The following is a 26,946-nucleotide window of genomic DNA, read 5'->3' as shown; positions in this document are numbered from 1 at the left end:
CCGATGATCGACGACCGCGACCGGTTCCCGGAGACGGCCGCCCACGACCTCGCGCTCGACTGTCTCGCCGCGGGGATCCGCGCCGCTCGGCCGGACCGCGTCGTCCCGGACCGCCTCGTGCTCGAGGGGAGCCGGCTGCTGATCGACGGCGCGGAGACGGTCGACCTCGCGGCGTTCGACCGCGTGCTGGTGCTCGGCGGCGGCAACGCGGCCTCGCAGGTCGCGCGCGAACTGGAGCGGCTGCTTGGCGACCGGGTCGACGGCGGCGTCGTGGTGACGGACGACGCCGTCGACTGCGAGCGCGTCCGGGTGCTTCCCGGCGACCATCCGACGCCGAGCGAGCGCGGCGTCGAGAGCGCCCGCGAGGTGCTTTCCGCGGCCGCGTCCGCCGACGCAGACACGCTCGTGTTGGGGGTCATCACCGGCGGCGGCAGCGCGCTCATGCCCGCGCCCGCGGAGGGGGTCGCGGGCGTCGCGGGCGTCACGCTCGCGGACCTCCGCGAGACCACGGCGTCGCTGCTGGCGAGCGGCGCCGCGATCGGGGAGATAAATGCGGTCCGGAAGCACCTCTCGGACCTGAAGGGCGGCCGGTTGGCCGCGGCCGCCGCGCCCGCAACGGTCCGGTGTCTGGTGCTCTCCGACGTGGTCGGCGACGACCTTTCGACGATCGCCAGCGGGCCGTTCGTCCCCGACGAGACGACCTTTTCGGACGCGCTCTCCGTGCTGGACCGGTACGACCTTTCTGTACCAAATGCGGTCCGAGAGCGGTTGGAGCGCGGCGCGGCCGGGGAAATTTCTGAAACCCCCTCTGCCGGCGATCCGGCGTTCGACCGCGTGCGCACGCACGTCCTCGCGAACGGGCTGACGGCCATGCGGGCCGCGGCTGGGGTCGCGCGGGAGGCCGGCCACGAACCCCTGCTGGTCTCCTCGCGGATCCGCGGGGAGTCCCGGGACGCCGCCGTCACCGCCGCGGCGATGGCCGAGGAGGCGCTCGCGACCGGGAACCCCGTCGCGCCGCCCGCGGTGTTCCTGTCCGGCGGCGAGACGACGGTGACGGTGGAGGGCGACGGCACGGGCGGGCCGAATCAGGAGTTCGCGCTGGCGGCCGCGTTGGAACTCGACGTGGAGCCGGTCGACCGCGATCGGGTCGTCGTGGGCGCTGTCGACACCGACGGGGTCGACGGCGCGACCGACGCGGCCGGGGCGGTGCTCGGGCCGGATGCGGTCGCGGACGCCGAGAGGCGGGCCGCGGGCCGGGCCGCGCTCGCGGACAACGACGCGTATCCCGTGCTCGACGCGGTCGGTGCGCTGATCGAGACCGGGCCGACGGGGACGAACGTCAACGACCTGCGCGTGGTCGTGGTGACGGAGGCCGGCGCAGCGGGAGCCGACCGAAGCCGGAAGTAACGCACGAACGTGCACATAGAAAAGCATTAGACGCCCGGAAGTAGACACGCAAGTGAATGAGCCTGTCCGAGGCGGACCACGAACTCGTCGTCGCGGAGCTCGGTCGGGAGCCCACGCCGGCGGAGAGCGTCCTGTTCGAGAACCTCTGGAGCGAGCACTGCGCGTACCGCTCCTCGCGCCCGCTCCTCGGGGCGTTCGACAGCGAGGGAGATCAGGTCGTCGTCGGGCCGGGCGACGACGCCGCGGTGCTGGCGCTGCCGGACCCCGACGCCGCCGACACGCCCGCGAGCGAGCGCGAGGCCGACGACTACGGCGACACCTACGTCACGTTCGGCGTCGAGAGCCACAACCACCCCTCCTACGTCGACCCCGTGGACGGCGCGGCGACGGGCGTGGGCGGCATCGTCCGCGACACGATGAGCATGGGCGCGTATCCGGTCGCCCTGCTCGACTCGCTGTACTTCGGCGACTTCGACCGCGAGCACTCCCGCTACCTGTTCGAGGGCGTCGTCGACGGCATCTCCCACTACGGCAACTGCATCGGCGTCCCCACCGTCGGGGGGAGCGTGGCGTTCCACGACGGCTACGAGGGCAACCCCCTCGTCAACGTGGCCTGCGTCGGCCTGACGAACGAGGACCGGCTCGTCACCGCCGAGGCGACCGAACCGGGCAACAAGCTGGTGCTCGTGGGCAACGCGACCGGGCGCGACGGGCTCGGCGGCGCCTCCTTCGCCTCGGAGGACCTGGGCGAGGACGCCGAGACCGAGGACCGCCCCGCGGTGCAGGTGGGCGACCCCTACGCGGAGAAGCGGCTGATCGAGTGCAACGAGGCGCTGGTCGACGAGGACCTGGTGCTCGCCGCACGGGACCTCGGCGCGGCGGGCCTCGGGGGCGCCTCCTCCGAGCTGGTCGCGAAGGGCGGGCTCGGCGCCCGCATCGACCTCGGGCGAGTCCACCAGCGCGAGCCGAACATGAGCGCGCTGGAGATCCTGCTCGCGGAGTCGCAAGAGCGGATGTGCTACGAGGTGGCGCCGACGGACGTGGCGCGCGTCGAGGAGCTCGCCGACCGGTTCGACCTCGGCTGCTCGGTCATCGGCGAGGTGACCGCGGGCAACTACGTCTGCGAGTTCGAGGGCGAGACGGTCGTCGACGTGGACGCGGACTTCCTCGCGGAGGGCGCGCCGATGAACGACCTCGACAGCGAGGAACCGACCCAGCCGGAGCGCGACCTGCCGACGGGCGACCTCGCGGACGCCTTCGAGGCGGTCGTCTCGGCGCCCTCGACCGCGAGCAAGCGCTGGGTCTACCGGCAGTACGACCACGAGGTCGGAACGCGGACCGCGCGCAAGCCCGGCGACGACGCCGCGATCATGGCGATCCGGGAGGCCGCGGAGGGCGAAGCCCTCGACGGGACTGAGGGTGGCGCGTCCGGTGACGCCTCCGGGACGGGCGTCGGCCTCGCGCTCTCGTCGGGCGCGAACCCGAACTGGACCGAGGTGGCCCCCTACGACGGCGCTCGCGCGGTGGCGCTGGAGAACGCGACCAACCTCGCGGCGAAGGGGGCGACCCCGCTGGCCGCGGTCGACTGTCTGAACGGCGGCAATCCGGAGAAGCCCGACGTGTACGGCGGCTTCGAGGGGATCGTCGACGGGCTCGCGGACATGTGTTCGGCGCTCTCGACGCCGGTCGTCGGCGGGAACGTCTCGCTGTACAACGACAGCGTCGCCGGGCCGATCCCGCCGACGCCGACGCTCGCGCTGATCGGCACGAAGCGGGGCTACGACGCGCCGCCCGCGGCGCTTTCGGCCGACGCGGCCGACGAGTCGGCCCTCCTCCTCGTGGGCGCGGGCGGCGACGCGCTGGGCGGCTCCGAGTACCTCGCGCGGGTCGGCGGGAGCGACCGGTTCCCGACGCTGCCGGAGGCGCCCGGGGACCTCGTCGCGACGCTCGCCGCGATCGCACGCCACGACGCGACGCTCGCGACCCACGACGTGAGCGACGGCGGGCTCGCGGTCGCGCTCGCGGAGCTCGTCACCGCGGAGGCCGGCGCGGACGTGGCCCTCCCGGACCGCGTCGCGGCGTTCGACGAGACGCCCGGCCGGCTGGTCGTCCAGACGACCGATCCCGAAGCGGTCGCGGAGCTGGCCGGCGACGTGCCCGTGTTCCGGCTCGGCGACGTGACGACGGACGGGACGCTCGACCTGTCCATCGAGGGGACCGCGGTCGAGGCCACCGCCGACGAGATCCGCGAGCTCCGGAACGTCATCCAGCGCGAACTGGCCTGAGGCGGGCGCCGTTTTCGAGCTCCGTCGCCGGAGCCGGGGGCTGCGAGCGATATGCTTTTAGGGATTCCTAAACTATCGGTGGGCAACCAGAGCGGTCTCCCAATCATGTCCACACCGAAGTCACTCGTCCGGGATACTGCCGCGGCCGAGGAGCGCGTCGACGCGGCCGCCGAAGCGGTCGCGGAGGAGTCGGTGCTCGCGCTCGACGACGTCGGCAAGTCGTTCGGCGAGGAGACCGCGGTCGACGGCGTCTCGCTGTCGGTCCGTCGGGGCGAGCTGTTGACGCTGCTCGGCCCGTCGGGCTGCGGGAAGACGACGACGCTGCGGATGATCGCCGGGCTCGAGGCGCCGAGCGCGGGCTCGATCACCATCGCGGACGAGGAGGTAGCCGGGACCGGGGATCGGTTCGTGAAGCCGGAGGAGCGCGACGTGGGCATCGTGTTTCAGGACTTCGCGCTGTTCCCGCACCTCACCGTTCGCGAGAACATCGCGTTCGGCCTGCAGGACGCGGACGCCGATGCGACCGCCGAGCGCGTCGACGACCTGCTGGAGCTCGTGAACATGCCCGACCACGGCGAGAAGACGCCGGACCAGCTCTCGGGCGGCCAGAAGCAGCGCGTCGCGCTCGCGCGGTCGCTCGCGCCCGAGCCGGACGTGCTCCTGCTCGACGAGCCCTTCTCGAACCTCGACGTGCGCCTCCGCGTGGAGATGCGCGAGGAGGTGCGCCGCATCCTGAAGGCCGCGGGCGTGACGGCTGTCTCGGTCACCCACGACCAGGAGGAGGCGCTCTCCATCTCCGACCGCGTCGCCGTGATGAACGACGGGAAACTGGAGCAGGTCGGCAAGCCCGAGGCCGTCTTCCAGCAGCCGGAGTCGAAGTTCGTCGCCTCCTTCCTCGGCCGGGCCGCCTTCCTGAAGGGCCACCTCAGCGAGGGGAAGGTCGACACCGGCGTCGGCCGGTTCAACGCCGCCACGCTGGAGGGGTACGACACCGTCTACGACGGCGCGCCCGTCGACGTGCTCGTGCGCCCGGACGACCTCCGTGCGACGCCCGCGTCCGGCTCGAACGCCGACGGCACCGTCGTCTCGCGGCAGTACGTCGGGCCCTCCTTCATCTACCGCGTCGAGCTCGACTCCGGCGAGGCGGTCCACTGCCTCCACAACCACGTCGAGGAGTTCGACCTCGACCAGTCGGTCGCGGTCGACTTGGTCGCCGACCACCCGCTGGCGTGGTACCCGCGATAGGGCCGAGAGGCGCGGGAGGAACCGGCGTCGGATCCGGCAGGAGGGCCTCCCCGGCCCGCGGTCGGCTCACTTGTTCTCGAGCGCGTCGAGGATGCACGCGGCCGCGACGACCGCCTCCTTCGGAACGGTGCTGGCGTCGTCGATGGTAACCGTGTAGGTGTCCCGCAGTGAGAATTTCCCCTCGATGTCGCCGACGTGCGTCCCGTCGGGGTCGACGATCTCGTACTTGTTCGGGACCAGGTTCGCGGCGGAGAAGAGATGTCGAAGCGCGGAGAGCAGCTTGTGCTTCGACCGGATGGTCGCCAACGACTCCCCCGACTCGGGGTCACGAATCGTCCAGTTCTCGACGAACAACGAGTAGTCCTCGTCCAGGACGACGACCTCCTCCCCGGTCCCGGCGTCGATGATCGCGTAGTTGCCCGCGACGTCCATGATCCCGCCGGCCTTCACGGTGAACGCGTCCGCGTCCTCGCCGGTGACGAACGGGAACTCCTCCTTCAGCTTGAACAGCTTCTGCTTCCCGCGGAGGACGACGGCGCCGGCGCTGTCGCGCACCACGTACTTGTTCCGGATCGCCGACTGCTTCACCTCGTAGCGGTCGTCGTCGAGATCGACCGTGGAGATGTCGTAGGAGGCCGACGGTGCGTCGGACGGGGAGGAGTCACTCATGGATTGGCAGTCAATCTTGCTGGAAAAAGAACTTCCGTTCAAGTCACGTCCGATCTGAGCGATTCTCGGTCCACATGCCTCCTCGCGGTCGTCGTCTGGAACGCGGAGGTGGACACCGGACTCCGTCCTTGATTCATGGGAAACACGTGTCCGTCTTCTCGGTATGGGGATGGGTGGAGTCCCGACGATGGGTCTTCATCTCCCGTGAGACTCCACCGAAGCGCAGGAACGAATTTCTGATTTTGAAAGCGGGGGAGCTTCGTTCTCTCGATAGCGACCGGACCCAGATATGCATCGAGACTTATCATGATCGAGTGAAGTTGATCCAGTCGGGGAGTACGATGAGTGACCCAACCGAACATGGTGGTGAGGAATACGGCCAAGTAGAGATAACCGACCGCGGGCGGCTCACCATCCCGAAATCCCTTCGTGACGACCTCAAGATCGAGGGTGGGACGACGTTCACCGTAGTCCGGCAGAACAACACCATCCTGCTGGTCCGGCAGCTGCCGGAGCTCGAAACGGTGTCGACGGGTCGCGACCGGGACGAGTGGGACGAGGAAGCGTTCCGGGACGCGGGCCGAGCGACGTTCGGAGAGCGCTAACTGCGTGCCCTTCCGGAATGCCTCCGACGGGTCTCGCCGTGTGTGCGATGGCGCAGACACCCCTCGTTTCGTCTGTTCTCCGATTCGGAGGGGGCGGCAGAGACCGAGGGAACTGGAGATGAAGAACGGTGAGTACGGACCGGAAGCGCCGGCCGCGAAGGGGGACGGATGAGGATCGTGACGCCGAGAACGGAGGTTGGTCTTAGACTGCGGTCTCGATCGACTCCCGCGTGTCGAGGACGAGCTCCGGATCGAGGGCGAGTTCGTACTGATAGTGCGCCCCGCCCGCGCGCCCTTCGTTGCGCTCGGTCCGTTCCAGAAAGCCGAGCATCGTGAGGTCCGCGAGGTGATTCTGCACGCTCTTCAAGGTCGTGAGCGGGTCGTAGTCCCAGTGGGTGGCCGTCTGCTCGTAGGTCGACTGTACCTCCTTCGAGCGAACGGGGACCGAGCCGTTCGTCTCGAGCCGAGCGATCGCCTCGAGGATGAGTTGGCCGTGCATCGTCTGGTCACGGAGTTTGTCCTCGACACGTCCACGTCGAACACGTTCCGCGGCAGCGACGATGTGCTCGTCAGTGACCTGTTCGGCCCCCTGCTCTTCGGCGACATCACCACCCTCCCGAAGGAGGTCGATCGCCTGTCGGGCGCTTCCCGTGTCCTTCGCAGCGCGGGCGGCCGCGAGCTTGATCGCGGAGTCCTGACAGACGTCGGGGAGAAACGCCTTCTCGGCTCGTGCGGCGAGGATCGTCTGCAGTTCGCTCGCGTCGTACGGCGAAAACGCGAGCTCCTTCTCCATCAGGGTGTCCTTGACCTTGGGGCTAAGCGACGACCGGAACGTGTAGTTGTTGCTGATCCCGATCACGCCGACGCGGGCGTCCTCGAGATGGCCGTTGGCCCGCGCGCGGGGGAGTTCGTACAGCAGCGAGTTCGGGTCCGACAGGTGGTCGATCTCGTCAAGGACGAACAGGAAGGTGCCGCCGCGGTCCTCCATCTCCTCGTAGAGGGTTTCGAGCGCCCGCGACGTCGAGAGTCCGGTTTCGGGGAACGGGTCGCGGTCGTCACCACGAATGCTGTTGATCAGCGACCGGACCGCCTGGTAGACGCTGTCGTCGTTGCAGTTCCGAAAGTGGACGTGCAGCTCGTCGGCGTCGTCCCGACGGTGGACCTCCGCTTCGAGCGCTTCCATCATCGATTCGGTGACGGCCGTCTTGCCGACACCGGTCTTCCCGTAGAGAAAGATGTTCGGCGGATTCCGGCCGAACAACACGTCCTTGAGCGCCGTTCGATAGGCGTCGATCTCCGTATCGCGCTCCAGAATGTCGTCCGGCCGGTACTCCTCCGAGAGGATCGACTTGTCCTCGAAGAGCGTATCCGTCATCTCGGTGAACAGATCCTCGGGCATCTTCAGTGAACACGAGATTCATCGGAATGACCATAAGTGTTGGTGTTTATCTGTTTCTTGTGTTTCGTCTGTAGCTTCGAGGGTACCTGATCGACTCCCTGCAGCGAAACGACCGCAAACAACAGACGAAACGAGGGGTGTCCGAAATTCAGGTCGTGCCACGGTTTCGGGTTTCGACTCGAAACTCGACAGGGGCGTAGCCGGTCGTGAACGGAGAGCAGCAGACGCAATCGCGAGCGGAACAGACGAAACGAGGGGTGTGTCCCCGCTCGAAGAGCCCCTGCCTGCGCAACGAAGAACAGACGAAACAAGGGGTGTCCCACTGGCGAGCTCGGCCCCGGTGCCCCGACGATCGGCCATCCGCGATCTCCCTCGAGTTCACGGGAAACGCAGTGTCTCAGCTACTGGCGTTGTGAGTGGACTTCGGGTCATAGCCGCGTCTCGGACCCGCAAGGTGCATCGTCGTCCCCCGGCTCTGGACGGGTATGACTGCGGCGACCCGTGACGGGGACACTCGCGGCCGCGTGATGAGGACCGCGGATGGCGGCCATTCGCCCGGCTGCGTGCCGAAAACGGGCGACCGCGGTCGGCCTGCCACGACCGAAACGCTTGGACACTCGCGGTCGAACTCCTCATAATCGGCTGCCGTCCCGTGATTCGCTGTTCGATCGCGGTCGTCCCCGCGCGGGCCGCGACCACGGGGAGCGCCTCGTTGAGAGAGGACGGCCCGGAGAACTTCTCACGACCGCGATTTCGGCAGGCCGTTCGCGTGCGACGCTCGCGAAGCCGGCTCCGCGGCGACGGTCATACTCGACCGCGACCGGCCTGCTGCCGGGTTCTTGCGGTCGGAAACCCCGAGTATGACGATTCGGTCCGGCTTCGACGGCGGCGCGAAGAGCGAGCCGCGGGCCGGTCGCTCGTCGACGGCGCGATCCCCGGGACGGAGTCCGGATCGCTCGGAGGCGGGGGTCCGTCGGGGACCGTCTCGGTCGTTGGAGCGGCCGTCCGCGGACGGCACCGACCCCAGGCTGGTTCATACCCGGGCTCGCGGCCGGCTCACTCCGCGCCCGGCGGGTGGAGAAGGCAGGCGTCCGCGACCACCGGCCAGCACGCGGCCGCCCCGACCGCGACCGCGGCGACGCGCGTCCCGAACGCGGCCGCGCCCGCGAGATACCCCGCAGCGAAGAGCAAGGGCAGACAGCAGAGCACCAGGTCCGCCCGCGAGAGCGTGTCGAAGACGGTCGCGGCGTCGAGCGTACGCATCGGCGCTACTCCATGTAGCCCAGATCCTGCAGTTTCTGCGCGATCTGGCGCGCTTCCGTCTCGGAGATCTCGTCGTCCGACTCCATCTCGCGAACGACCACGTGCTTGACGAACTCCTTCACCGACCCGAACGGCTCGTCCTCGATGTACGCCTCCACGTCCGCGACGAACTCCTTCCGCAGCGAAATGGTCGTGTAGTCGGTCATTGGACACGGGTTGTGGCTGGAGGTACTAGTAATTAATTAGATGTAATTAGTCGCAAAGCGGCCGCGTGACCCGGCCGCGGAGTTCTTACGATGAAAATCTTCGCGAGCTCCTTCAGAGGGCCGAGGTCGACGCCGGAGCGGTCCTCGAGGCTCAGGACTAGCATGACCTCCTTCCCCTCCTCGACGCCGCCGAAGCGGAGGATGATGACCCCGCAGGCGATCAGGAAGAGCGCGAACATGACCACGAGCAGGGGGATGGTGACGGTGAAGAACGTCCGCGTGATCCAGAAGGTGCCATTCATCTGGGAACATCGTGTCGAAGATATGTATCTTTTAAGATTTGTGAGAAGAGAGTAACTCTCTCCCACGCAGCAGTCTCGACGCTTATTCACCGGCCGCTATCCCTATAAATAAGACCCCGAGACTATTTTTCCCGAAATCGAGCCATCCCCGGCGCGTACCGTGGTATTAATTAGTTCCCATCTGTACGGCAAAGTATGGGTCGTAAGGTAAGCGTCGCTGAACCAATTCTCGGCGATGCTGAGCGTGAAAATATTGCTGAGGTACTTGAAAGCGGACGATTCGTTCAAGGACCCTTTGTCGAACAGTTCGAGGCAAAGTGGGCCGATTACGTCGGAGTAAACCACGCCGTGGCCGTTACCAATGGGACCGTAGCCATCCAGTTGGCACTCAACGCGCTCGGAGTTGAACCCGGTGACGAGGTCGTTGTACCGAGTCTCACGTTCGGATCGACCGCAACCGCCGTCGTTCACCAAGGCGGTGTCCCAGTTTTCGGGGACATTGACCGAGAGTTGTATACTCTCGATCACCGTGATCTCGAACGCTGTGTCTCCGACCGGACCGCCGCCATTATGCCGGTCCACCTCTACGGGCAGCCAGCAGCGATGGACGAGATACGGGAGTTCGCCGACAGTCGTGACATCGCCGTGGTCGAGGACGCTGCACAGGCACACGGGGCTAAGTACAAAGGTGAGCGCGTCGGCTCTATCGGCGATGTCGGCTGTTTCTCCTTCTACGCGACCAAAAACATCACGTCTGGGGAAGGGGGAATGGTTACGACCGATGACGATGAACTCGCTGCAGAGATTCGAAGCCTCAGAAATCACGGCCTCGTCGACCGCGACACCCACGAGAAAGTTGGCTACAACTATCGAATGAGCGAACTTCACGCCGCCGTAGGAGCGAAGCAAGTCGAGCGACTCTCTGACTTCAACGCGAAGCGCCGGCGTATCTCAGAGCAGTTGGCTGACGAACTCAGCGATCTCGACTGGCTCGAACCAGTCACCGTCCCGGACCACGTCGAACACGCGTACTTCTGGGCGCCGTTCGAAGTCCAAACCGATGTCATCGGCCTGTCGGGCAAGGAAGTCTGGCGACGCCTCAAGGAGCAAGGTGTCGAGACCCGCCATCGCTACGACAGACCGCTGTACGAACAGCCGGCATTCGTCGAACACGAGGGATTCAACAGCGAGTTCCCTTGGAGCGAGAACGACGCCGACCACGACTACAGTTCGATGTCGCTCCCGAACGTCGAGGACGTCGTCGGGAAGATGCTCGGACTGCCGAACCACCCCGGGCTAGAGGAGGAGGATATCGACTACGTCATCGAGACGGTTCGAGAGTTCGATCCGAAGGCGTAAAGACGGCTTCAGGCGAGAAGGCCGTACTTCAGGACCATGTAGTAGGAAAATGAGCGAGTAGCATAACGATCGATCTGCTCACGAGGGCTCTCCCGCCAGTATTTGAGTGTGGCAGCACGTTCCAGGTCCCGATCCTGCTCCGTATACGCCGCCTCATCCGTCTCGAACTCGTCGAGTAGTTCCCTGTCGTGTTCAAGTTCGTACCCGTGCTGTTCCATCTCGTCGGCAGCGATGTGCTCTGTGATCTTGATCTCCTCGTACGGGAGACGGTCCAGATATTTTCCGTAGTTGTCGCTCTTGATAGGTACCGAGAGGTTCTCGAATACATCGGCACTTTGAGATGACTCGCGCGCATCCTCTGATTCGTAGTAGTAGAGCATTTCCGGCTCGTACTCAAGGTCGAGGAACGAGCAGAGCGCCTGTGCTTCCTCCTCGGGGTTCTGAAGCAGATCTTCATATCGAATGCGGTGGACGCTATCCGGCCGCTCCTCGAGAAGGTTGAGTCCAGCCTCCTGCTCCTCCTGCCACCGTTTGGCGTTAAAATACGGGTGGTACTGTCCCACGTTCGAATTCTTGAACGATAGGACGGCATCACGAGGGTCCCGAACGAGATAGACAACCTTCAGATCCTCGTAGTGTTCGAACGCCTCGTCGAGGTAGTCCCACATGCTGGGGTCCTTCGAAACCCAGTGGTTCGCATCGACAGTAGCCGCGTACTCCTCGTATAGTGCCTGCTGGACTGCAAGGAAGGAATCGAGATCAGTTGACTCCAAGCGATCCACGACAGCATCGATGTCGAGCGCCTCCACGAGCGGGTGGAAAGAGTACTGCTTGCTGATCAGGATGTCACGGATCAGACGATGCCGCTTCTCGGGTGAGAGTTTACCTGCTGGCTTCGTCTTCCGCCATGGGTAGGCGGTTTCGAGTGGGTGCGGACCAGCGATTTCCGAGTGGGTATTCAGGATGCTCCGAACGAGGTTCGATCCCGAGCGCTCAGTTGAGAGGAGGAATACGGCGGAGGATTCGCCGCTCATTTGAAATACCCCAAGTCTTCTAAGCGCTGCTTGATCGATGACTCCTCGCCCTGTGTGATGTCGAAGTCATACTGGGAGAGTGTTTCGTCGTCGAATACGCCCAAATCATCCAGCCGCTTCATTACATGGTCCACTGATTCGTCAACCGACTCGCTGGCGGTATCCACAACTATGTCGGGGTCGATCGGGGTTTGAAACGGATGGTTGACACCGGTGAACTTCTCTATTTTTCCGGCTCTGGCCTTCTCATAGAGGTTCTTCGGATCACGCTCAGCCGCGACATCCAGAGGACACTTTACGTATACGAGAACGAACTCACCCGATTCCTCGATGATCTCTCGTGCCTGATGCTGTGAGTCTCTGAACGGGGTGATCATTGCGGTAACCGCGTTGATGCCATTCCTGTTTAGAAGTTTACAAACAAACGCTGTGCGGCGATTGTTCAGCGCTCGTTCCTCTCTGCTGAACCCGAGGTCCGGATGGAGATTCTTCCGGACCTCATCGCCATCGAGGTTCTCGACCGAAAGGTTCGCAGTCCTGAGTTGTTCTTCGACACGTTTCGCTAATGTCGACTTGCCGGAGGCGGGACGGCCCATAAACCACAGTGTGAATGACATCAGTTTCCAACGAAGGTGTCGTCTCGTTCCATTATAAACTCCGCTATCTCCGGCCGCATTATTTTCTCGGAGGGGGACTGGTCCTCTTTCACTAGTTCTCGAATTTTCGATCCTGACGGATAGATGCGTTCCTCGTCGCCGTGCGGACAGATCTTTCTTGAACACATACCATCACACGCTCGGCAGTAGAACGCGTGCTCAAACAGCATCGGTGTGATCCCGATATCACCGATCTCCTCGAAGACGTCGTGTGCTGCCTCAGGCCGGTAGTAGTCACCGACTCCGGCATGGTCCCGACCAATAATAAAGTGTGTACAACCTTGATTTTTCCGCACGATAGCGTCGAACACCGCCTCTCGGGGCCCCGCATATCGCATCCGACTCGGGAACACCGACAGTGCAACGTGATCCGATGGGTAGTAGTGCTCGATAAGTTCCTGATAGGAGCTGAGAATCACGTCGTCTTGGTAGTCGCCAGCTTTCTTCTCCCCGAGTTTCGGTTGGATGAGGATACCGTCGGTCCGCTCAAGCGCACATTTCTGGATATACTCGTGACCCCGGTGAGGCGCGTTTCGTGTCTGGAATCCAACTACTCGATCCCAGCCGTACTCCCGGAACAGTACTCGCGACTCCTTCGGGTGGAGGTCACTCTCGTTGTATCGATAGCCTTCGAAGACGTCGATGGGCCCCCCGACGAGGAAGTCACCCATGGATAAATGCTCAGCCACCCCAGGGTGGTCCGTATCATCCGTCCCGAACACGTGTGTTGCCGACTCTTGTTTGTTGAATTTGTATATCTCTTCGACTGCTATCGTGCCCATCACGTCGCCCGCTGGATCAACGAGCGCCGCCCGCTCGTCAGGTTCGAGTTCCGCGGCGAGGTCCGCGTCCACGTCGATAACGACCGGGAGCGGCCAGACGGTTCCATCCTCTAGTGTTCGGTCGTGGACGACTTTGAGAAAATCGTCACTGGACATGAACCCCTTGAGAGGGCTGTATCGACCGTTTGCGATGTTCATTGCGTCTTGGAACAATCGCTCGTCCAGCTGTATTCGGGGAAGTGACCCGATATCATCGACCCGCTCGCGGTGAGTCGATTCCTGAACCATCCGGTTGATGAGACTACCACCGTGAGGCTCGATCATCGGCTCTGGATTCTTGCCTATCCCGCAAAAGCGTGTTGTCTCCGCGGCGTCACTCGCGTTCAAGTCGCGACGTGACTGTGTCAACAAATCCAGTTGGCAGCGCCCACATCCACACCCGAATCACCGTCCCGACGATCACACCGACCGCGAAAATCAGCGCGTACCGTGGTTCGGATGCATCGCCTCCGACTCGGTTTACAGTTTCAGCCATACGCAGCTTTCCCTGTCGTGTCCTAATACTGTTTCGTTACGATAGTCCCGCAGTCTCACGGAGGAGTTCGAACTGCTCCCGTGAGATTCCGGTTCCGCCGATACGGAACTTACCTGACCCCGGACCGTGACAGTCCGAACCCCCTACTCGAAGGAGATCGTACTCGGCAGCAAGCTCGTCTGCCTCTGCGACATCGATGTCAGCGTACGCGTCCGGCCCGGCCGAGTCGTATGGATACCACACCTCGATGCCGTCGAGTCCCGAATCTGCCAGAGTGTCGACCATCTCGGGGACACGTTCCGAGCGGATACGTCCGGGGTGTGCAAGAGAGGCAACACCCCCAGCGGCGTGGATTGCGTTGAGAACTGTACCATGCGGGAGCCGTTTCATCGGCACATACGCCTCTGCGCCAGTCCCGAGATAGGCGTCGAAGGCCTCTCCGATAGAGTCAACGACACCTCCATCAACAAGTCGTTCAGCGAGGTGGGGCCGGCCTAGTGTGCCGTCGGCCTCTTCTTGCAGTGCCTCGTAGGAGAGGTCGAGTTCGGTGGCGTTTGTGAGGTTCGACACGAGTTGGCGGTTCCGCTCTCGCCGAAACTCTCGCGTCTGGTCGAGAGCGTCGAGGAGCTCCTCATTATCCGGATCGACGAAATGTCCGAGTATCTCGATCTTCGTGTCGAAGAGGTCTGCCCGGATTTCGACCCCAGTGACGATCGAGATTCCGTTGCGCAGTTCGACCCGCTCTGTGAGGACGTCATCTATTCGGTCGTGGTCGGTAATAGCGATCGAGTCAAGATCTCGCTCAACGGCTTGCTCGACGCGGTCGGGTATCGAACACGTACCGTCCGAGGCCGTCGTGTGTAAGTGGAGGTCTGCAGCCACTCGTGTCGTCATAGGTCGCCTTCCCTAGGTAGGTAAAAAAGGATATCGGGAAGGTCAGATCCCCCAAGCGTGGTCGTTTTCGTATCCGAGGCGAACGAGCGCATCCCCAGTTTCTTCCTTGAATGCTTCGACGTGTGCCGGCGTGAAGTGGTTTTTCCAGTCACCGATGAGACCTTTTCGGAACGTGTCACTTCCGCTTGAGTACGTCTTGTCTGCGATGTGACTGAGGTCGTTCTCGTCAATACTGACATCAAGATGGTGGGCGATACGTCGAACAGTCCGCTCCTGTGATGACCGATCCCCACCACCTTTCGGCCCAATGAGATCCTCAAATCGAACGGTTTCCACGTAGGGCTTCGTCTCCCATGCGAGGAAGGAGTCCATCCAGGTTCCAATACTTTCCAAGGGGTCACCATCGTCGGTATGTTTCCCGTCAACACCCCGAATAGAAGCCATGAGCCGTTCGTGGTCGTTGGGCAGGTCCGTATAGTGCTCGTGAAGCCGATGGTCTGGGTGCTTTTCTGACACATAGTGGAAGTGGGAGGTGACTACGTCGCGAGGGTCTCGAGTCATGAGAATCATTCTCATTTCATTCATTTCGACGATTTTGGCGTTTTCGGGAGAATAAAAGACGTGAGCAGAAGTGAATTGACCCCGCTTTGTAGCGTTCACCTTCTTCGCTAACTCGTCAGTTCCGGGTCGACGGTTGTAATTCATCGTTACGTGCTCAAAAGACGGACGGAGCACAGGGAACAGTGAGAGACACTGCGTAAGGAGGTTGGTACCCGACTTCGGCACGCTATTTGCGAGAACTCGGGGGCCGGACCATCTCGCGGCTAGTCGGCGGGGAGAGAGGCTGGCGAAGAGGAAGTAAGCACGTTCCTTCGCCCGGCTGGTTAAATCGCTCATGAGGGCAGTCACTCGGGCAGAGTTATATGATTTGATGTAGCGATTCCGGAATGCGGAAGGATTTTACTCACTCTCAGTAAAATTCGGACAGAATGCGCGTACTCGTGACAGGCGGCGCTGGATACATCGGGAACTACATCGTCGAGGAACTCCTCGACGCCGGACACCACGTCCGTGTCCTCGATTCGATGCTCTGGGGGGACGACGCTCTGGAGCCGTTTGAGGACGACGAAAACCTCGAGATCCGCGAAGGGGACATCCGGCACATCGAGGACCTCTCCTACGCCATGGATGACCGCGATGCGGTGGTTCACATGGCCGGGATTGTCGGCGACCCTGCCTGTGGCGTCAACGAGCAGGCGACCCAGTCGGTGAACGTTGAAGCGACGAAGTCGCTCGTCGAAGTGGCGAAGCTGCACGACATCGACCGCCTGGTCTTCGCGTCGACGTGTAGCGTCTACGGCGCCAGCGAACTGATGGAACTGAATGAGGGCTCCTACCTCAACCCCCTCTCGCTGTACGCTGAGTCGAAGATCGACTCCGAGGAGATCATCCTCCACGAAACGCAGGATCAGTTCGCCGACAACGACATCACGACGACGATTCTCCGCCTCGGCACGATCTTCGGCTGGTCCCGGCGGATGCGCTTCGACCTCGTCGTGAACATCCTCACGGCAAAGGCCGTCCTCGAGGGAGACATCCCGGTCTACGGCGGGGAACAGTACCGCCCCCTCGTCCACGTCCACGACGCCGCTCGGGCGTTCGCCGCCGTCCTCGACGCCGACGAGGAGAAAGTCGACCACCAGATCTTCAACGTCGGCGACAACGATCTGAACTACCAGATTAAGAAAGTTGGCCGCATCGTCGAGGAAAACGTCGAGGGCGCCGAAGTCCGATTCGTGGAACACAAGGAAGACGAGCGAACCTACCGAGTCAGCTTCGACAAGATCAACCACATCCTCGGCTGGGAAGCCGAGTACGACATCGCTGACGGCGTGCAGGAAATCAAGGAGTGGATGGAGGAAGAGGAGATCACGGACTACTCACAGAAAGAGATGCGTAACTCCGAATACCCGTACATGTGACAGATGACCGTTGAAATATTCACCGAGAATCGTCTGAACGAGTGGCAAGAGTTGTACGACTCGCTCGAGCACGCTGGGTCGTACCACGACCCACGATACATGTCGTTGCTGGCCGGTGGGTTCGAACAGGAGTCCGAATTCGCCGAGGCGTTCGTTTATACGACCGACGACGCGTTCGTCTACTACCCGTATATCCGGCGCACGTTGTCCGAACTCCCGTTCGAAGTCGACGATATCGACGGCGTGGAGTACTCCGACATCGTCTCGTCGTGGTACTACGGGGGGCCGGTCGCGTCGGTCGGGGCGGACGAGGATACCGTGGATGCGTTCCTTGAGGAGTTCTCTGACTACTGTCGCCGGGAGAACATCGTCTCCGAGTTCGTCCGATTTGACCCGAACCTCGAGAACCACGAGACGTTCGAGGCGCTCGATCCCAGTTTCAACAGGGAAACCGTTCGCGTTGACCTGACCCAGTCACTCGACGACATCTGGGACGACTTTGAGAAGCGGAATCGGAACGCTATTCGGCAGGCACAGGAGACGGATATCGTCGTCGAGCCAACGACCGACCCCGACGACTACGCAGCGTTCCACGACATCTACACGGACGCGATGAAGGCGCAGGACGCAGCCAAACACTACCGATTCCCGCTCTCGTTCTTCGAGGCATTACTGGCCGAGGACGATTTGGCGACGCTTTCGGTTGCCCGGTACGAGGGGGAAGTGATCGGGGGGTCGTTCGTCGTTCACGACGACGACATCGCCCATGACTACCTGCGCGCGTCGGATCCTGACTACTGGGACCTCAGGGTGAACAACCTGATCTGCTACGAATCGCTCATGGAGATGCGAAGGACCGGACGGGAACTGTTCGACTTTCAGGGGGGCCGTCCAGGCGTATTCAAATTCAAGCGCGGTTTCTCCGAGTCTGGCCGCGGGGAGTTCCACATCGCGAAGCAGGTACACATCGACGACGTGTACGATACGCTCGTTGATGCAGCGTCCGACTCCGGTGTCGACACCGAGTCGGGATACTTCCCGGCGTACCGTGTCGAACAAAGCAACTGATGGTTCCACTCGCTGACCCACAGGTAGACCGGGAAACAATCGAGCACGTCAGCAGTCTCCTCGCTTCTGGTGACCTCTCGACGGGGGAGGCCGTCGAAGAGTTCGAACAGACCTTCGGGGCGTTTTCCGACAGGAAGTACGCGACGGCAGTTTGCTCTGGGAGCGTCGCTCTCGAGATGGCACTCGAAGCCGTCTTCGATTCCGGGAGCCGAATCGCTCTCTCGCCGTATAACTGTGGTGCGACCCTTTACTCAGTCCTCCGTGCAGGCCTGCAACCGGCGTTCGTCGACGCCGAACCGGACTCCTGTGGAATCGACCCGGAGTCACTATCGACCGTCGGGACTTCCGTAGACGGCGTCCTCGTCGCCCACCTATTCGGCGAACCTAGCAGGGTCGACGACCTGCTCACCGTCTCGGACGCGAACGATATCACCGTCGTCGAGGACTTCGCACAGGCGCCCGGGGCAGAGGCCGACGGACGAGTAACTGGTTCGATCGGGACTGTGAGCGTCTGTAGTTTTGGCGCAACCAAGAACATCACGACAGCCGAGGGCGGGGTGGTTCTCAGTGACGACCCTGCCATCGAGGAGCGAGTGAGCCGTTCCCGTTCGAACACCGACGACGTGTCGCCACCGCCCCGGAGCGTTCGAATGAACGATATCGAGGCCACCATTGGTCTCGGCCAACTGGAGAACTACGACGAGACAGTCGGCCGGAAGCGCCATATCGCCGAGATATATCGGCAGGTATCCGATATCGGTCGCCATCCAGCAACGCGCCAAGGCGCAACGAACGTTTACCATGCATATCCGATTCGGCATGCCGACGCTGACCGGCTCGCCGACCACCTCGAAGCGCACGACATCGGAACGTCGCGGCTGTACTCGAAGCCGCTCCACGAGTACGATGAGGCGCCGTCAGTAGACCGCTCGTTCCCGGTTGCGGAAGCGCTCTCGGCGGAAATTGTGCTACTCCCGATCCACGCGGGGATGTCCGAAGCGGACGCCAAGGAGGTCGTGGCGACCCTCGAATCGTTCTGAACCAATAGCTTAAACACCCGGACAGCGCTTCTCACGAACATGAATATCGTCCTCGCTTCGGTCGACTGTGCGCGGCCGGACGCGTTCACCCACCGGTTCTACGAACGCGAGAAGGAGAACGGGGCCTTCTACGACACCTGCATCGTCCAAGCCCCGTTCACGAGTCCCTCCCATACCTCGATGCTTACCGGTCAGGCGCCGTACAACCATGACGTTCGTTGGCTCGTCGACTACGAGACGGATGCGACGACGTTGACGGAACTGCTCCAAGAGGAAGGGTTCAACACGGCGGGGTTCACTGGCGGCTATCCGCTCCCCACCGGTAACCTCGACAAGGGGTTCGATACGTGGGAACACCACGCCGAAATCGAGGACCGAATGGAGGGTCGACAAGAGTTCGGCCCCGCGAACGTGCTCGTGAACCGCGCCATCAACTGGTTCCACGACCACGAGGGCGAGGACAACTTCGTCTTCCTCCATTTTTTCGACCTCCACTTCACCCTCCGATCGGAGTTCGGCAACCGCGAACGTCCCGACTTCGACGACCAGCACGTCTACGAGAACGTCGAACAGCACATCGGCCGCCAGCAGGAACGCTATCACGAGGAAGCCGACTTCGTTGGGCGACAGTTGGAACTGCTGTTCGATCTGGTCGACGTCGATGCGGGTGTCCTGACGGCCGACCACGGCTCGAAGATGCCGCGGGAACACGGCTACCCGTGGGTGTACGACGGCGAAGGCAACAGAGTCGGCTCCCAGTTCCGCGCGGTCGAACTGTACGATGAACTGGTCAGGGTCCCGCTGATCTTCACCGGTGAGATGTTCCCGGAGCGGACGGTCCACGAGCAGGTCAGGACCATCGATATCGTGCCGACCCTACTCGACGCCCTCGACATCGGGAGTCCGGACGTTGACGGCGGGAGCCTGCTCGACGGTGACCTCCCGGAATTGGCGTACTTCGAAACGTACCACGGCCAACTCACCTCGGAGAACAAGCTGACCCACAAAATGAACGAGAACTACGAGTTCGGCTGGAACGACATCGACTCACTCGTCGGCGTCCGGTCCAACGAGTGGAAACTCGTCTGCACCGCGAACGGGGATGTCAAACCGCGGGAGCTGTATCACATCGCACAGGACCCCGCGGAGTCCCGGAACCTCTTAGAGGAAGAAGAGGAGGTCGCCGCCGACCTGCTCGAAGAGCTCCTAGAGTGGATCGGTGATGACGACCAGCGCTACGAAACCGCGGATCGAGTCGGCGACGAGACGCGGAGCCACCTCGAAGACCTCGGCTACATCTGAGATGCGGACCGCACTCCTGATATCGAACGTCACCACCGACGATCCAGGGGGACGTGCGGCGGACCTCTCGACACGGGAGGAGCTACTCCGTGAGAACGGCTGGGAACAGGTCATCGGGCATGTGCCGGAGCCGTACGTCAAAACGTTCCTGCCGTCGATACTCCGGTGTTACCGTCGCGGGCGGCGATCCGACGCTGATATCGTTGTTTCGGTGAGTAATCCCTTCCACCTCCAACTCGTCGGCTTCGTCGTCAGCCGCCTCCTCAGGGTTCCGTGGGTAGTCGAGTTCCGTGACCCGATGGTGACGAACCCCGACCGGGACCCGGACGCCCCGCTTACGAAGGTTGCAGAGGCCGTCGAGCGTCTTTGTGTCACGCGGGCCGAGCGAGTACTTTGGACCGATGGTATCCAAGTCGGAGTGTCCTACTACCGCGAGAGGTATCCGAACGTCGACTCGGAGACGTTCGTCGAACTGCCTTTCAAAGGGTACGAACGGGGGACGTTCAACGATGTCGAACCAGAGGAGTACGATGACTTCACTGTGACGTACGCCGGATCGTTCTACGATGGCTGGATAGAACCATACGCGTTCCTCGAGGGTCTTGGCGAGTACGTCGAGCGGGACGACCCCGGCCTCACGGCGCAGTTCTACGGCGACTGGGAAGAGGAGTACTCCACTGCCGCCCGAGAATCGGGAGTCGAAAGCGTCGTGGAGACACACGACTTCGTTCCCTACGAGGAGATCGTTCCGGTGTTGAAGGGTTCAGACGTTGCCCTCTACATCGGCGGAACGGATCCGGAGAACAGCGAGAGCGTCCCCTCGAAGGTTTGGGATTACATCGGGGCCCGGACGCCGATACTCGCGCTCGTCGATCCCGATTTCCGGGTCGCCAAAATAATTGATCGGAACGGACTGGGGATCGTCGTTGATCCCCGGAACAGCGACGAGATATCGTCTGCCCTCCATGACCTACGTTCTGGCACGTTCATGTATGATCCAGACCCCGAGTTGTTCGAGCGCTTCGCGCGGACTACGAAAATCGAGGCAATGGCGCACGCCTTTGATAATGCTGCTAGAAAAAATCTAACCTCATCAGATCGGGAAGATCCTAGCAGATGACCGACAGCGATGCGGGCAGGGAGAGCATTCTGCTCTTTGGGATCCAGATGGCGGCTCGTGTCGTCGGTTTCTTGGGTCTCATCTACTTCACGAAGGAGATTCCTCCATCAGAACTTGGCGTCTATTTCCTGTTCTTCCTCGTGATCCAAGTCTCTTCGATGCTGGGGAACATGGGGTTAGGGCAAGCGCTTGTCCGGCGCATCGGCGAAGGGGAACGCCAGTCTGAACTGTTTACCGTTACGATAACTGTTGTCACTGTAGTCACGCTGATCGCAACAGTCACTTTCTATGCCCTTCGAGAACCGCTCGCAGGCTATATTGGAGCTGACGTTCCAGGACTCCTAGCGTTGGGAACTGGGACGTGGCTCCTCGCTGATTTGTTAATTAGCACGCTTCAAGCAGAGGATCGGGTCCTTACCGGCGGTTTACTCCAACTACTTCAAGATATAGTCCGAGTTGGTATTGGTGCCGTACTCCTCACTATCGGCTACGGCCCGGTCGGACTGATGTATGGCGTTATTGCGGGCTTCGTCGCAACCGTGATTATCGGCTTCCCGATCTCGGATCTATCGTTCGCGGTTCCTGAGGGGGCCGACTTCTCACGTGTGTTCAGTATATCACGCTACACAATGTTTTTTGGGCCGACTAACCTAATATATTTCTGGCTCGACACGTTTCTCATCGGTGTCCTGCTTACGAGGGGAGATGTGAGTGCGTACGAAGTCGCATGGCAGACCACTAGGGTACTGGTTATCGCGACGTCAGCGATCAATACCACCATCTTTCCAAAAGTATCCCGGTGGGCGAGTCGAGGAGAGCATGGCGAGATAGAGCGCGTGATTCCGGGAGCCGTTCTCTTCGGACTGTTTTTCCCGCTTCCCGGCACCATCGGAATTTTTGTCCTGGGGGAAGAGATACTCGGCACGATATATGATCCAAATTATACTATTGCAGCCATTCCGATGTTGGTTCTGTCTGGATATATGGTCGTGGAGTCAATTCAACGGATAGGCAACTCCCTGCTGACCGGGATGGACCGAGCGGACATTCCCTTCCGATCGCGGCTTGTTGGAGTAACGCTCGCTTTGGCGCTAAATATCACTTTGATTCCCCGTTACGGCCTCGTAGGTGCTGCCGTAGCGACGCTGGTAGCGAAGTTGATCGATACAGCTTATCAGTGGATATTCATCGAAAGGTTGCTTGATATCGACTATCCCACCAGGAGCTTGTTGTGGCAAATCGGGAGCGCAGTCGGAATGGGCGTCATCGTTGCCACTATCGTCACAGCTCTCGGGCCTCTGTCGACGGTGACTCTTCTACTCACTATTCTCATCGGTGCGGGAGTATACGGGGGACTCGTCCTATTTGACCCGGAGATCAGACAAATAGTCAATCAGTACCTACCGGTGACACTACCTGCTTGAAAATCCACAAGGATTCCAATTATGGACAGACATAATGATATTAAAATAATTTGTCGCCTTACTTATCTCTGATTCAATTTTTGTACAACAATATCATCCCCGAGAGAGACAGCTACAGTCAGGTTGACTGCGGTGCTCTCGTGTAGCCGAGAAGTTCTAAAATCGTTTCACTTTTTGGTTTTATGAGCGGTCGAACCACTTCCACAAACCATACACATATCCACTACCCACACACAGAGTAAATACCAGTAACATCATCAATTGTACCACGGCCGCTATTGACGGAGACCGCGCTAACTTCTTCACACGACCGGGAACAAATTCCGTCAGCAGATTGCCTATGAATTCTCCTTCTTCGCTACCACCCTCCTGAACCAAGGTTTCCATTGCTCGCTTCGAGTATCCCTGCCAAAACGCCCGGTCCAACAGCCAGAAGAAGTCCGTTCGGTAGTCGAACACCTTGTGCGCGACCGTCGCCTCGGGGTCATACCACACGCCGCGACCGTACTGCTCGCGCATTCGCGCACACAGCTCCGTCTCCCCACCTTGCAAATTCGCGTCTCCCTTTCGCCCGCCGATATTCGCGTCGAACCCGCCGAGTTCTTCGAATATGTCGGCACGGAACGAGATGTTCGACCCGAACGTGTTTCGCACCTCACCGGGTCCGTCCGCGAAGCCACGGTGTGTGACGCCCACAAGCCAATAAAACTCCTCGGGAAGGAACGATGGCTTGCCCGCGAGCCATTCGGGAGTCATCTTTCCGCCAGCCGCGATGGCGTCCTCCTCTTCGTAGGCACGGACCAGCCGCTCAACCCACTCTTCGTCCGCGATAGCGTCGTCGTCAATGAACGCAACTACGTCGCCGGACGCGATCTCCGCACCCTTGTTCCGGCTCTTCAGAAGGCCGGCGTTCTCGTCGTTACAGTGGACTACCACGTCCTCACAGTCGCCGTATTCCTCCTCGACGCGGTCGTACACCTCCGGTGTGCCGTCGACGATGACGGCGAGTTCCACATCGTCGTACGTCTGTGAGAGCACGCTGTCGGCGGCCTCCGCGAAGTGGTCGTACATATCCATCGTATACGTGCACAGGACGACCGAGACTTTCACACGTAGACGATGACGTAAGCACAGTTTATGTATTGTGACTGCGCGGTTGCTCCCTTTATCACAAGCCTTATGCGCGTTTTGCCAGTCTGCTTCAGACAATGAGTCAAGCGAGCGACCCACCCGATGAGTCGGGCGACTCGGTGCTCGACCTCCTCGAACGGTGGTACCACGTCCCCGCGCTCGCGGCGTTCCTCGGCCTAATGCTCTGGAGCCGTCTCCAGAACTACGGCGAGTTCGTCCGCGACGGCGAAGCGTTCTTCCGCGGGAACGACGCCTGGTATCACTCCCGCACGACGAAGTACACCGTCGAGAACTTCCCGGGAACGCTACCGTTTGAGGCGTGGACCGGATTTCCGTATGGACAGCATGTAGGTCACTTCGGTACTCTCTATGACCTGATCACGGCGACGCTTATCCTCGTCAGCTCGCCGTTCCTCGGCGAGGACGCGTCAACGGTAATGATGCTGGTGATGGCGCCGCTGTTCGCAGCCGCGACCGGCCTCCTCACATACTTCATCGGGAAGCGCTTCGTCGGGAAGTTCGGCTCAGTCGTCGCGGTCGGTGTCCTCGCACTCTTCTCGGGGACGTTCTTCAACTACACCCTCGTGGGGTTCTACGACCACCACGCGGGTGAGGTCTTCTTCCAGACACTCGCCGTCCTCGCGTTCCTCGTCGCCTTTGCGGTTGCAGAGCGTGAAAAGCCCGTTTGGGAACTCGTCGTCGACCAGGACACCGAGGCCCTCAAGCGCCCCCTCGCGTACGCGGCCGCGGCCGGTCTCGCGCTCGCGCTCTACATGTACACGTGGCAGCCCGGCGTGATGATGGTCGGCTTCACGGGCATCTTCCTCGTCGTCAAGATCACGAGCGACGTGGTCCACGGCGAGAGCCCGGAGCCGACCGCGTTCGTCGGTGCGGTGGCGATGGGCATCGCCGGCCTTCTGCAGCTCATCCCTCTGGACACCTTTAGCTTCGATACGACCGGCTACTCCCTCCTGCAAGTCATCCTCCCGCTCGGCGTCGCCGTCGGAAGCGCGTTTCTCGCGTACCTCGCCCGCGAGTGGGAGGCACGTGATCTCGACGCGACGACGTACCCGGCCGCAGTCGGCGGGCTGATCGCACTCTCTATTGGTGTGCTCTCGGTCGCAGTCCCTTCCTTCTGGAACACGCTGTACAGTAACGTGCTCCGGACGCTCGGATTCAGCACGAGCGCGACCGCCCGCACCATCGGCGAGGCCCAACCCCCCCTCGCCCGATACGGCTTCGGCGAGTTCGTGCTCTCCGAGTACGGGCTCGCGTTCTTCCTCGCACTCTTCGCCGTCCTCTACATCCTCGCGCGGCCGCTGATCAAGAGCGACGACGTGCGTGACACGGGCTACGTCGCGGCCGCGTTCGTCGTCATCGGCTCGGTGTACGCGCTGCCGCAAGTGTACGGCTTCGTGGGCGGCCTCGTCGGCGTCGGCTGGCAGGTCGTCGGGCTCGCCATCGCGGCCGCGTTCCTCGTGGGCGCGACCTACCGCGCCAAGTACGACGCGGAGGAACTCTACTTCCTCGTGTGGGCGGCGTTCATCGCGAGCGCCGCGTTCACGCAGATGCGCTTCAACTACTACCTCGCCGTCATCGTCGCGGTCGGCGCGGCGTACTTCCTCCAGCTCGCGCTCGACGCCTTGAACCTCCGCGGCCAGCCCCTCGACGAGCTCGCGAGCGACATCCAGGGCTGGCAGGTGCTAACGGCCGCGGCCGTGGTGCTCGTGCTCGTCGCGCCCCTACTGTTCATGGTCACGCCGGTGTGGGCCGCGGGCGCGCAGAACGGCCCCGGCAGCGTCGTCCAGTGGGACGACAGCCTGCAGTGGATGAACGACGAGACGCCCCATCCGGGCGAGCTCGAGGGCGCGAACAACCCGATGGAGTTCTACGGCACCTACGAGCGCCCTGAGGACGGCGACTTCGACTACCCCGAGGGCGCCTACGGCGTGCAGTCGTGGTGGGACTACGGCCACTGGATCACCACCAGAGCCGAGCGCATCCCGAACGCCAACCCCTTCCAGCAGAACGCGGCCGAGGCGGCCAACTTCCTCTTAGCGCCGAGCGAGGAGGACGCGGAGGACGTCCTCGCGAGCCAGAGCGACGAAGGCGAGCACACCCGCTACGTCATGGTCGACTGGCAGATGATCGACGCTAACTCCAAGTTCGGCGCGCCGGTCACGTTCTACAACGACGAGGGGCAGGAGCTCACCCGCGACGACTTCTTCAGTCTGCTCTACCAGCAGACCGAGCAGGGCGGCTTCCGGCCCGTCACGCAGGTGAACGACCAGCGCTACTACGAGAGCCTGATGGTGCGCCTCTACGAGTTCCACGGCAGCGCCACCTCCGCTCAGCCGGTCGTCGTCGACTGGCAGGAGACGGACGCGCAGACGCAGAGCGGCGAGCAGGTGACGGTCAACACCATGCCGCAGGGCGAGGAGCCGACCGTCAAGACCTTCGACAACATGAGCGCCGCGCGCGCCTACGTCGAGGAGGACGGCAGTGCGCAGGTCGGCGGCATCGGCGGGTTCCCGAGCGAGGACGTGCCGGCCCTGGAGCACTACCGGCTCGTGCACGCGAACCAGCAGCCGGCGTTCCGGCGCACGCTCCAGCGCCAGCAGGTCGCGCAGGTGCTCGGGATTCCCGGCAGCGCGCTCTCGACGACGCCCCAGCGCTGGGTGAAGACGTTCGAGCGCGTGCCCGGCGCGACCGTCGAGGGCTCGGGCGCCGAGCCCGGCGAGGAGGTGACCGCGACGGTCGAGATGGGGATGCCTGGCAGCAACGAGACGTTCACGTACACGCAGTACGCGACCGCGAACGAGGACGGCGAGTTCACGTTCACGCTGCCGTACTCCACGACGGGCTACGCGGAGTACGGCCCCGAGAACGGCTACACGAACACGAGCGTCCGCGCCGAGGGCTCGTACCGGATCTTCGACGAAGGCGAGACGCTCGACAACGGCACGACGGTCCAGAACCGCGCCGAGGTGGACATCTCCGAGGCGACGGTCGTCGGCGACGACGACGAGCCGGTGACGGTCACCCTCGAAGAGGAGCGGACCGAACCGGAGGGCGCGGGCGGGAACGAGACGGACGACGGCACCACGACGAACGAGTCCTCGCTGTCGGGGAGCGCGTTCGCGGACTCGCTCACGGCGGCTGACGGCGACGGCGGCGCTGGCACGTTCGAGGCCGTGACCGCACCGCGGGCCGGGACGCTTGCCGCGGAGCCGTAGTC

At 62.4% G+C, this 26,946-nt stretch carries 23 protein-coding genes; 12 read left to right on the top strand and 11 right to left on the bottom strand.

What is annotated here, in order from left to right; translation table 11 throughout:
* Nucleotides 1–3 precede the first annotated feature (3 nt).
* The 3 genes from ACZ432_RS12355 to ACZ432_RS12345 all read left to right on the top strand — a co-directional run bounded on the left by ACZ432_RS12355 (nt 4) and on the right by ACZ432_RS12345 (nt 4,937).
* Nucleotides 4–1,407, top strand: coding sequence for a glycerate kinase type-2 family protein (locus ACZ432_RS12355; protein WP_426962406.1), 1,404 nt, complete (start codon nt 4–6; stop codon nt 1,405–1,407).
* Nucleotides 1,408–1,463: 56 nt separating this feature from the next.
* Nucleotides 1,464–3,692: a phosphoribosylformylglycinamidine synthase subunit PurL gene (purL, locus tag ACZ432_RS12350; protein WP_426962126.1), complete on the top strand. Its 2,229-nt coding sequence runs from the start codon at nt 1,464–1,466 to the stop codon at nt 3,690–3,692.
* A gap of 105 nt (nt 3,693–3,797) precedes the next feature.
* Complete coding sequence (locus ACZ432_RS12345; protein WP_426962127.1) at nt 3,798–4,937, top strand: ABC transporter ATP-binding protein; 1,140 nt, start codon at nt 3,798–3,800, stop codon at nt 4,935–4,937.
* A gap of 66 nt (nt 4,938–5,003) precedes the next feature.
* Here the strand turns inward: ACZ432_RS12345 and ACZ432_RS12340 are convergent, their stop codons facing one another.
* Complete coding sequence (locus ACZ432_RS12340) at nt 5,004–5,606, bottom strand: LURP-one-related/scramblase family protein (RefSeq protein WP_426962128.1); 603 nt, start codon at nt 5,604–5,606, stop codon at nt 5,004–5,006.
* Nucleotides 5,607–5,947: 341 nt separating this feature from the next.
* On the opposite strand from ACZ432_RS12340, the gene ACZ432_RS12335 reads away from it, so the two are divergent.
* On the top strand, nt 5,948–6,211 hold the full coding sequence (locus ACZ432_RS12335; protein WP_426962129.1) for an AbrB/MazE/SpoVT family DNA-binding domain-containing protein: 264 nt from the start codon (nt 5,948–5,950) through the stop codon (nt 6,209–6,211).
* Nucleotides 6,212–6,413: 202 nt separating this feature from the next.
* On the opposite strand, the gene ACZ432_RS12330 is transcribed toward ACZ432_RS12335, so the two are convergent.
* The 4 genes from ACZ432_RS12330 to ACZ432_RS12315 form a co-directional block, all read right to left on the bottom strand.
* Nucleotides 6,414–7,610 carry an orc1/cdc6 family replication initiation protein gene (locus ACZ432_RS12330; RefSeq protein WP_426962130.1) on the bottom strand — a complete coding sequence of 399 codons (1,197 nt, stop codon included), beginning with the start codon at nt 7,608–7,610 and terminating at the stop codon, nt 6,414–6,416.
* A 1,056-nt stretch (nt 7,611–8,666) separates the two neighbouring features.
* Nucleotides 8,667–8,873: a hypothetical protein gene (locus ACZ432_RS12325; protein ID WP_426962131.1), complete on the bottom strand. Its 207-nt coding sequence runs from the start codon at nt 8,871–8,873 to the stop codon at nt 8,667–8,669.
* 5 nt (nt 8,874–8,878) lie between these two features.
* Nucleotides 8,879–9,079 carry a hypothetical protein gene (locus ACZ432_RS12320; protein WP_426962132.1) on the bottom strand — a complete coding sequence of 67 codons (201 nt, stop codon included), beginning with the start codon at nt 9,077–9,079 and terminating at the stop codon, nt 8,879–8,881.
* 32 nt (nt 9,080–9,111) lie between these two features.
* Nucleotides 9,112–9,381, bottom strand: a complete 270-nt coding sequence (locus ACZ432_RS12315; RefSeq protein WP_426962133.1) for a hypothetical protein — start codon at nt 9,379–9,381, stop codon at nt 9,112–9,114.
* 195 nt (nt 9,382–9,576) lie between these two features.
* Between ACZ432_RS12315 and ACZ432_RS12310 the strand changes: the two genes are divergently transcribed.
* Nucleotides 9,577–10,740 carry a DegT/DnrJ/EryC1/StrS family aminotransferase gene (locus ACZ432_RS12310; RefSeq protein WP_426962134.1) on the top strand — a complete coding sequence of 388 codons (1,164 nt, stop codon included), beginning with the start codon at nt 9,577–9,579 and terminating at the stop codon, nt 10,738–10,740.
* 8 nt (nt 10,741–10,748) lie between these two features.
* Here ACZ432_RS12310 and ACZ432_RS12305 read toward each other — a convergent pair whose 3' ends face one another.
* The 5 genes from ACZ432_RS12305 to ACZ432_RS12285 form a co-directional block, all read right to left on the bottom strand.
* A complete protein-coding gene (locus ACZ432_RS12305; RefSeq protein ID WP_426962135.1) occupies nt 10,749–11,774 on the bottom strand; it encodes a sulfotransferase family protein in 1,026 nt (341 codons plus the stop codon).
* Nucleotides 11,771–12,391 (bottom strand): adenylyl-sulfate kinase, encoded by a 621-nt coding sequence (cysC, locus tag ACZ432_RS12300; RefSeq protein ID WP_426962136.1) that lies wholly within the window; start codon nt 12,389–12,391, stop codon nt 11,771–11,773. The genes ACZ432_RS12305 and cysC overlap by 4 nt, the downstream gene beginning before the upstream one ends.
* Nucleotides 12,391–13,536, bottom strand: a complete 1,146-nt coding sequence (gene sat, locus ACZ432_RS12295) for a sulfate adenylyltransferase (protein WP_426962137.1) — start codon at nt 13,534–13,536, stop codon at nt 12,391–12,393. The genes cysC and sat overlap by 1 nt, the downstream gene beginning before the upstream one ends.
* A gap of 247 nt (nt 13,537–13,783) precedes the next feature.
* The gene (locus tag ACZ432_RS12290; RefSeq protein WP_426962138.1) at nt 13,784–14,641 is read right to left on the bottom strand and encodes a PHP domain-containing protein; all 858 of its coding nucleotides are present in this window, start codon (nt 14,639–14,641) and stop codon (nt 13,784–13,786) included.
* 42 nt (nt 14,642–14,683) lie between these two features.
* Nucleotides 14,684–15,538, bottom strand: a complete 855-nt coding sequence (locus tag ACZ432_RS12285) for a sulfotransferase domain-containing protein (protein WP_426962139.1) — start codon at nt 15,536–15,538, stop codon at nt 14,684–14,686.
* Between the two features lie 92 nt (nt 15,539–15,630).
* On the opposite strand from ACZ432_RS12285, the gene ACZ432_RS12280 reads away from it, so the two are divergent.
* From ACZ432_RS12280 to ACZ432_RS12255, 6 genes are read left to right on the top strand one after another with little or no spacing between them, the layout of a single operon-like run.
* The gene (locus tag ACZ432_RS12280) at nt 15,631–16,623 is read left to right on the top strand and encodes an NAD-dependent epimerase/dehydratase family protein (RefSeq protein ID WP_426962140.1); all 993 of its coding nucleotides are present in this window, start codon (nt 15,631–15,633) and stop codon (nt 16,621–16,623) included.
* 3 nt (nt 16,624–16,626) lie between these two features.
* A complete protein-coding gene (locus ACZ432_RS12275) occupies nt 16,627–17,691 on the top strand; it encodes a lipid II:glycine glycyltransferase FemX (protein ID WP_426962141.1) in 1,065 nt (354 codons plus the stop codon).
* Nucleotides 17,691–18,731 carry a DegT/DnrJ/EryC1/StrS family aminotransferase gene (locus ACZ432_RS12270; RefSeq protein ID WP_426962142.1) on the top strand — a complete coding sequence of 347 codons (1,041 nt, stop codon included), beginning with the start codon at nt 17,691–17,693 and terminating at the stop codon, nt 18,729–18,731. Before ACZ432_RS12275 ends, ACZ432_RS12270 begins: the two co-directional genes overlap by 1 nt.
* 39 nt (nt 18,732–18,770) lie before the next feature.
* Nucleotides 18,771–20,033 (top strand): sulfatase-like hydrolase/transferase, encoded by a 1,263-nt coding sequence (locus ACZ432_RS12265; protein ID WP_426962143.1) that lies wholly within the window; start codon nt 18,771–18,773, stop codon nt 20,031–20,033.
* A gap of 1 nt (nt 20,034) precedes the next feature.
* Complete coding sequence (locus ACZ432_RS12260) at nt 20,035–21,153, top strand: glycosyltransferase family protein (protein ID WP_426962144.1); 1,119 nt, start codon at nt 20,035–20,037, stop codon at nt 21,151–21,153.
* Nucleotides 21,150–22,577, top strand: coding sequence for an oligosaccharide flippase family protein (locus ACZ432_RS12255; protein WP_426962145.1), 1,428 nt, complete (start codon nt 21,150–21,152; stop codon nt 22,575–22,577). The genes ACZ432_RS12260 and ACZ432_RS12255 overlap by 4 nt, the downstream gene beginning before the upstream one ends.
* 180 nt (nt 22,578–22,757) lie before the next feature.
* On the opposite strand, the gene aglG is transcribed toward ACZ432_RS12255, so the two are convergent.
* Entirely contained in the window at nt 22,758–23,687 is a 930-nt protein-coding gene (gene aglG / locus ACZ432_RS12250) for a glucosyl-dolichyl phosphate glucuronosyltransferase (RefSeq protein ID WP_426962146.1), read from the bottom strand.
* Between the two features lie 98 nt (nt 23,688–23,785).
* Here aglG and ACZ432_RS12245 point away from each other — a divergent pair, with 98 nt between their 5' ends.
* Complete coding sequence (locus tag ACZ432_RS12245) at nt 23,786–26,944, top strand: oligosaccharyl transferase, archaeosortase A system-associated (RefSeq protein WP_426962147.1); 3,159 nt, start codon at nt 23,786–23,788, stop codon at nt 26,942–26,944.
* Nucleotides 26,945–26,946 lie beyond the last annotated feature (2 nt).

It is taken from the genome of Haloparvum alkalitolerans, from assembly GCF_055381565.1.
This window is presented reverse-complemented; position numbering and strand designations above follow the sequence as displayed.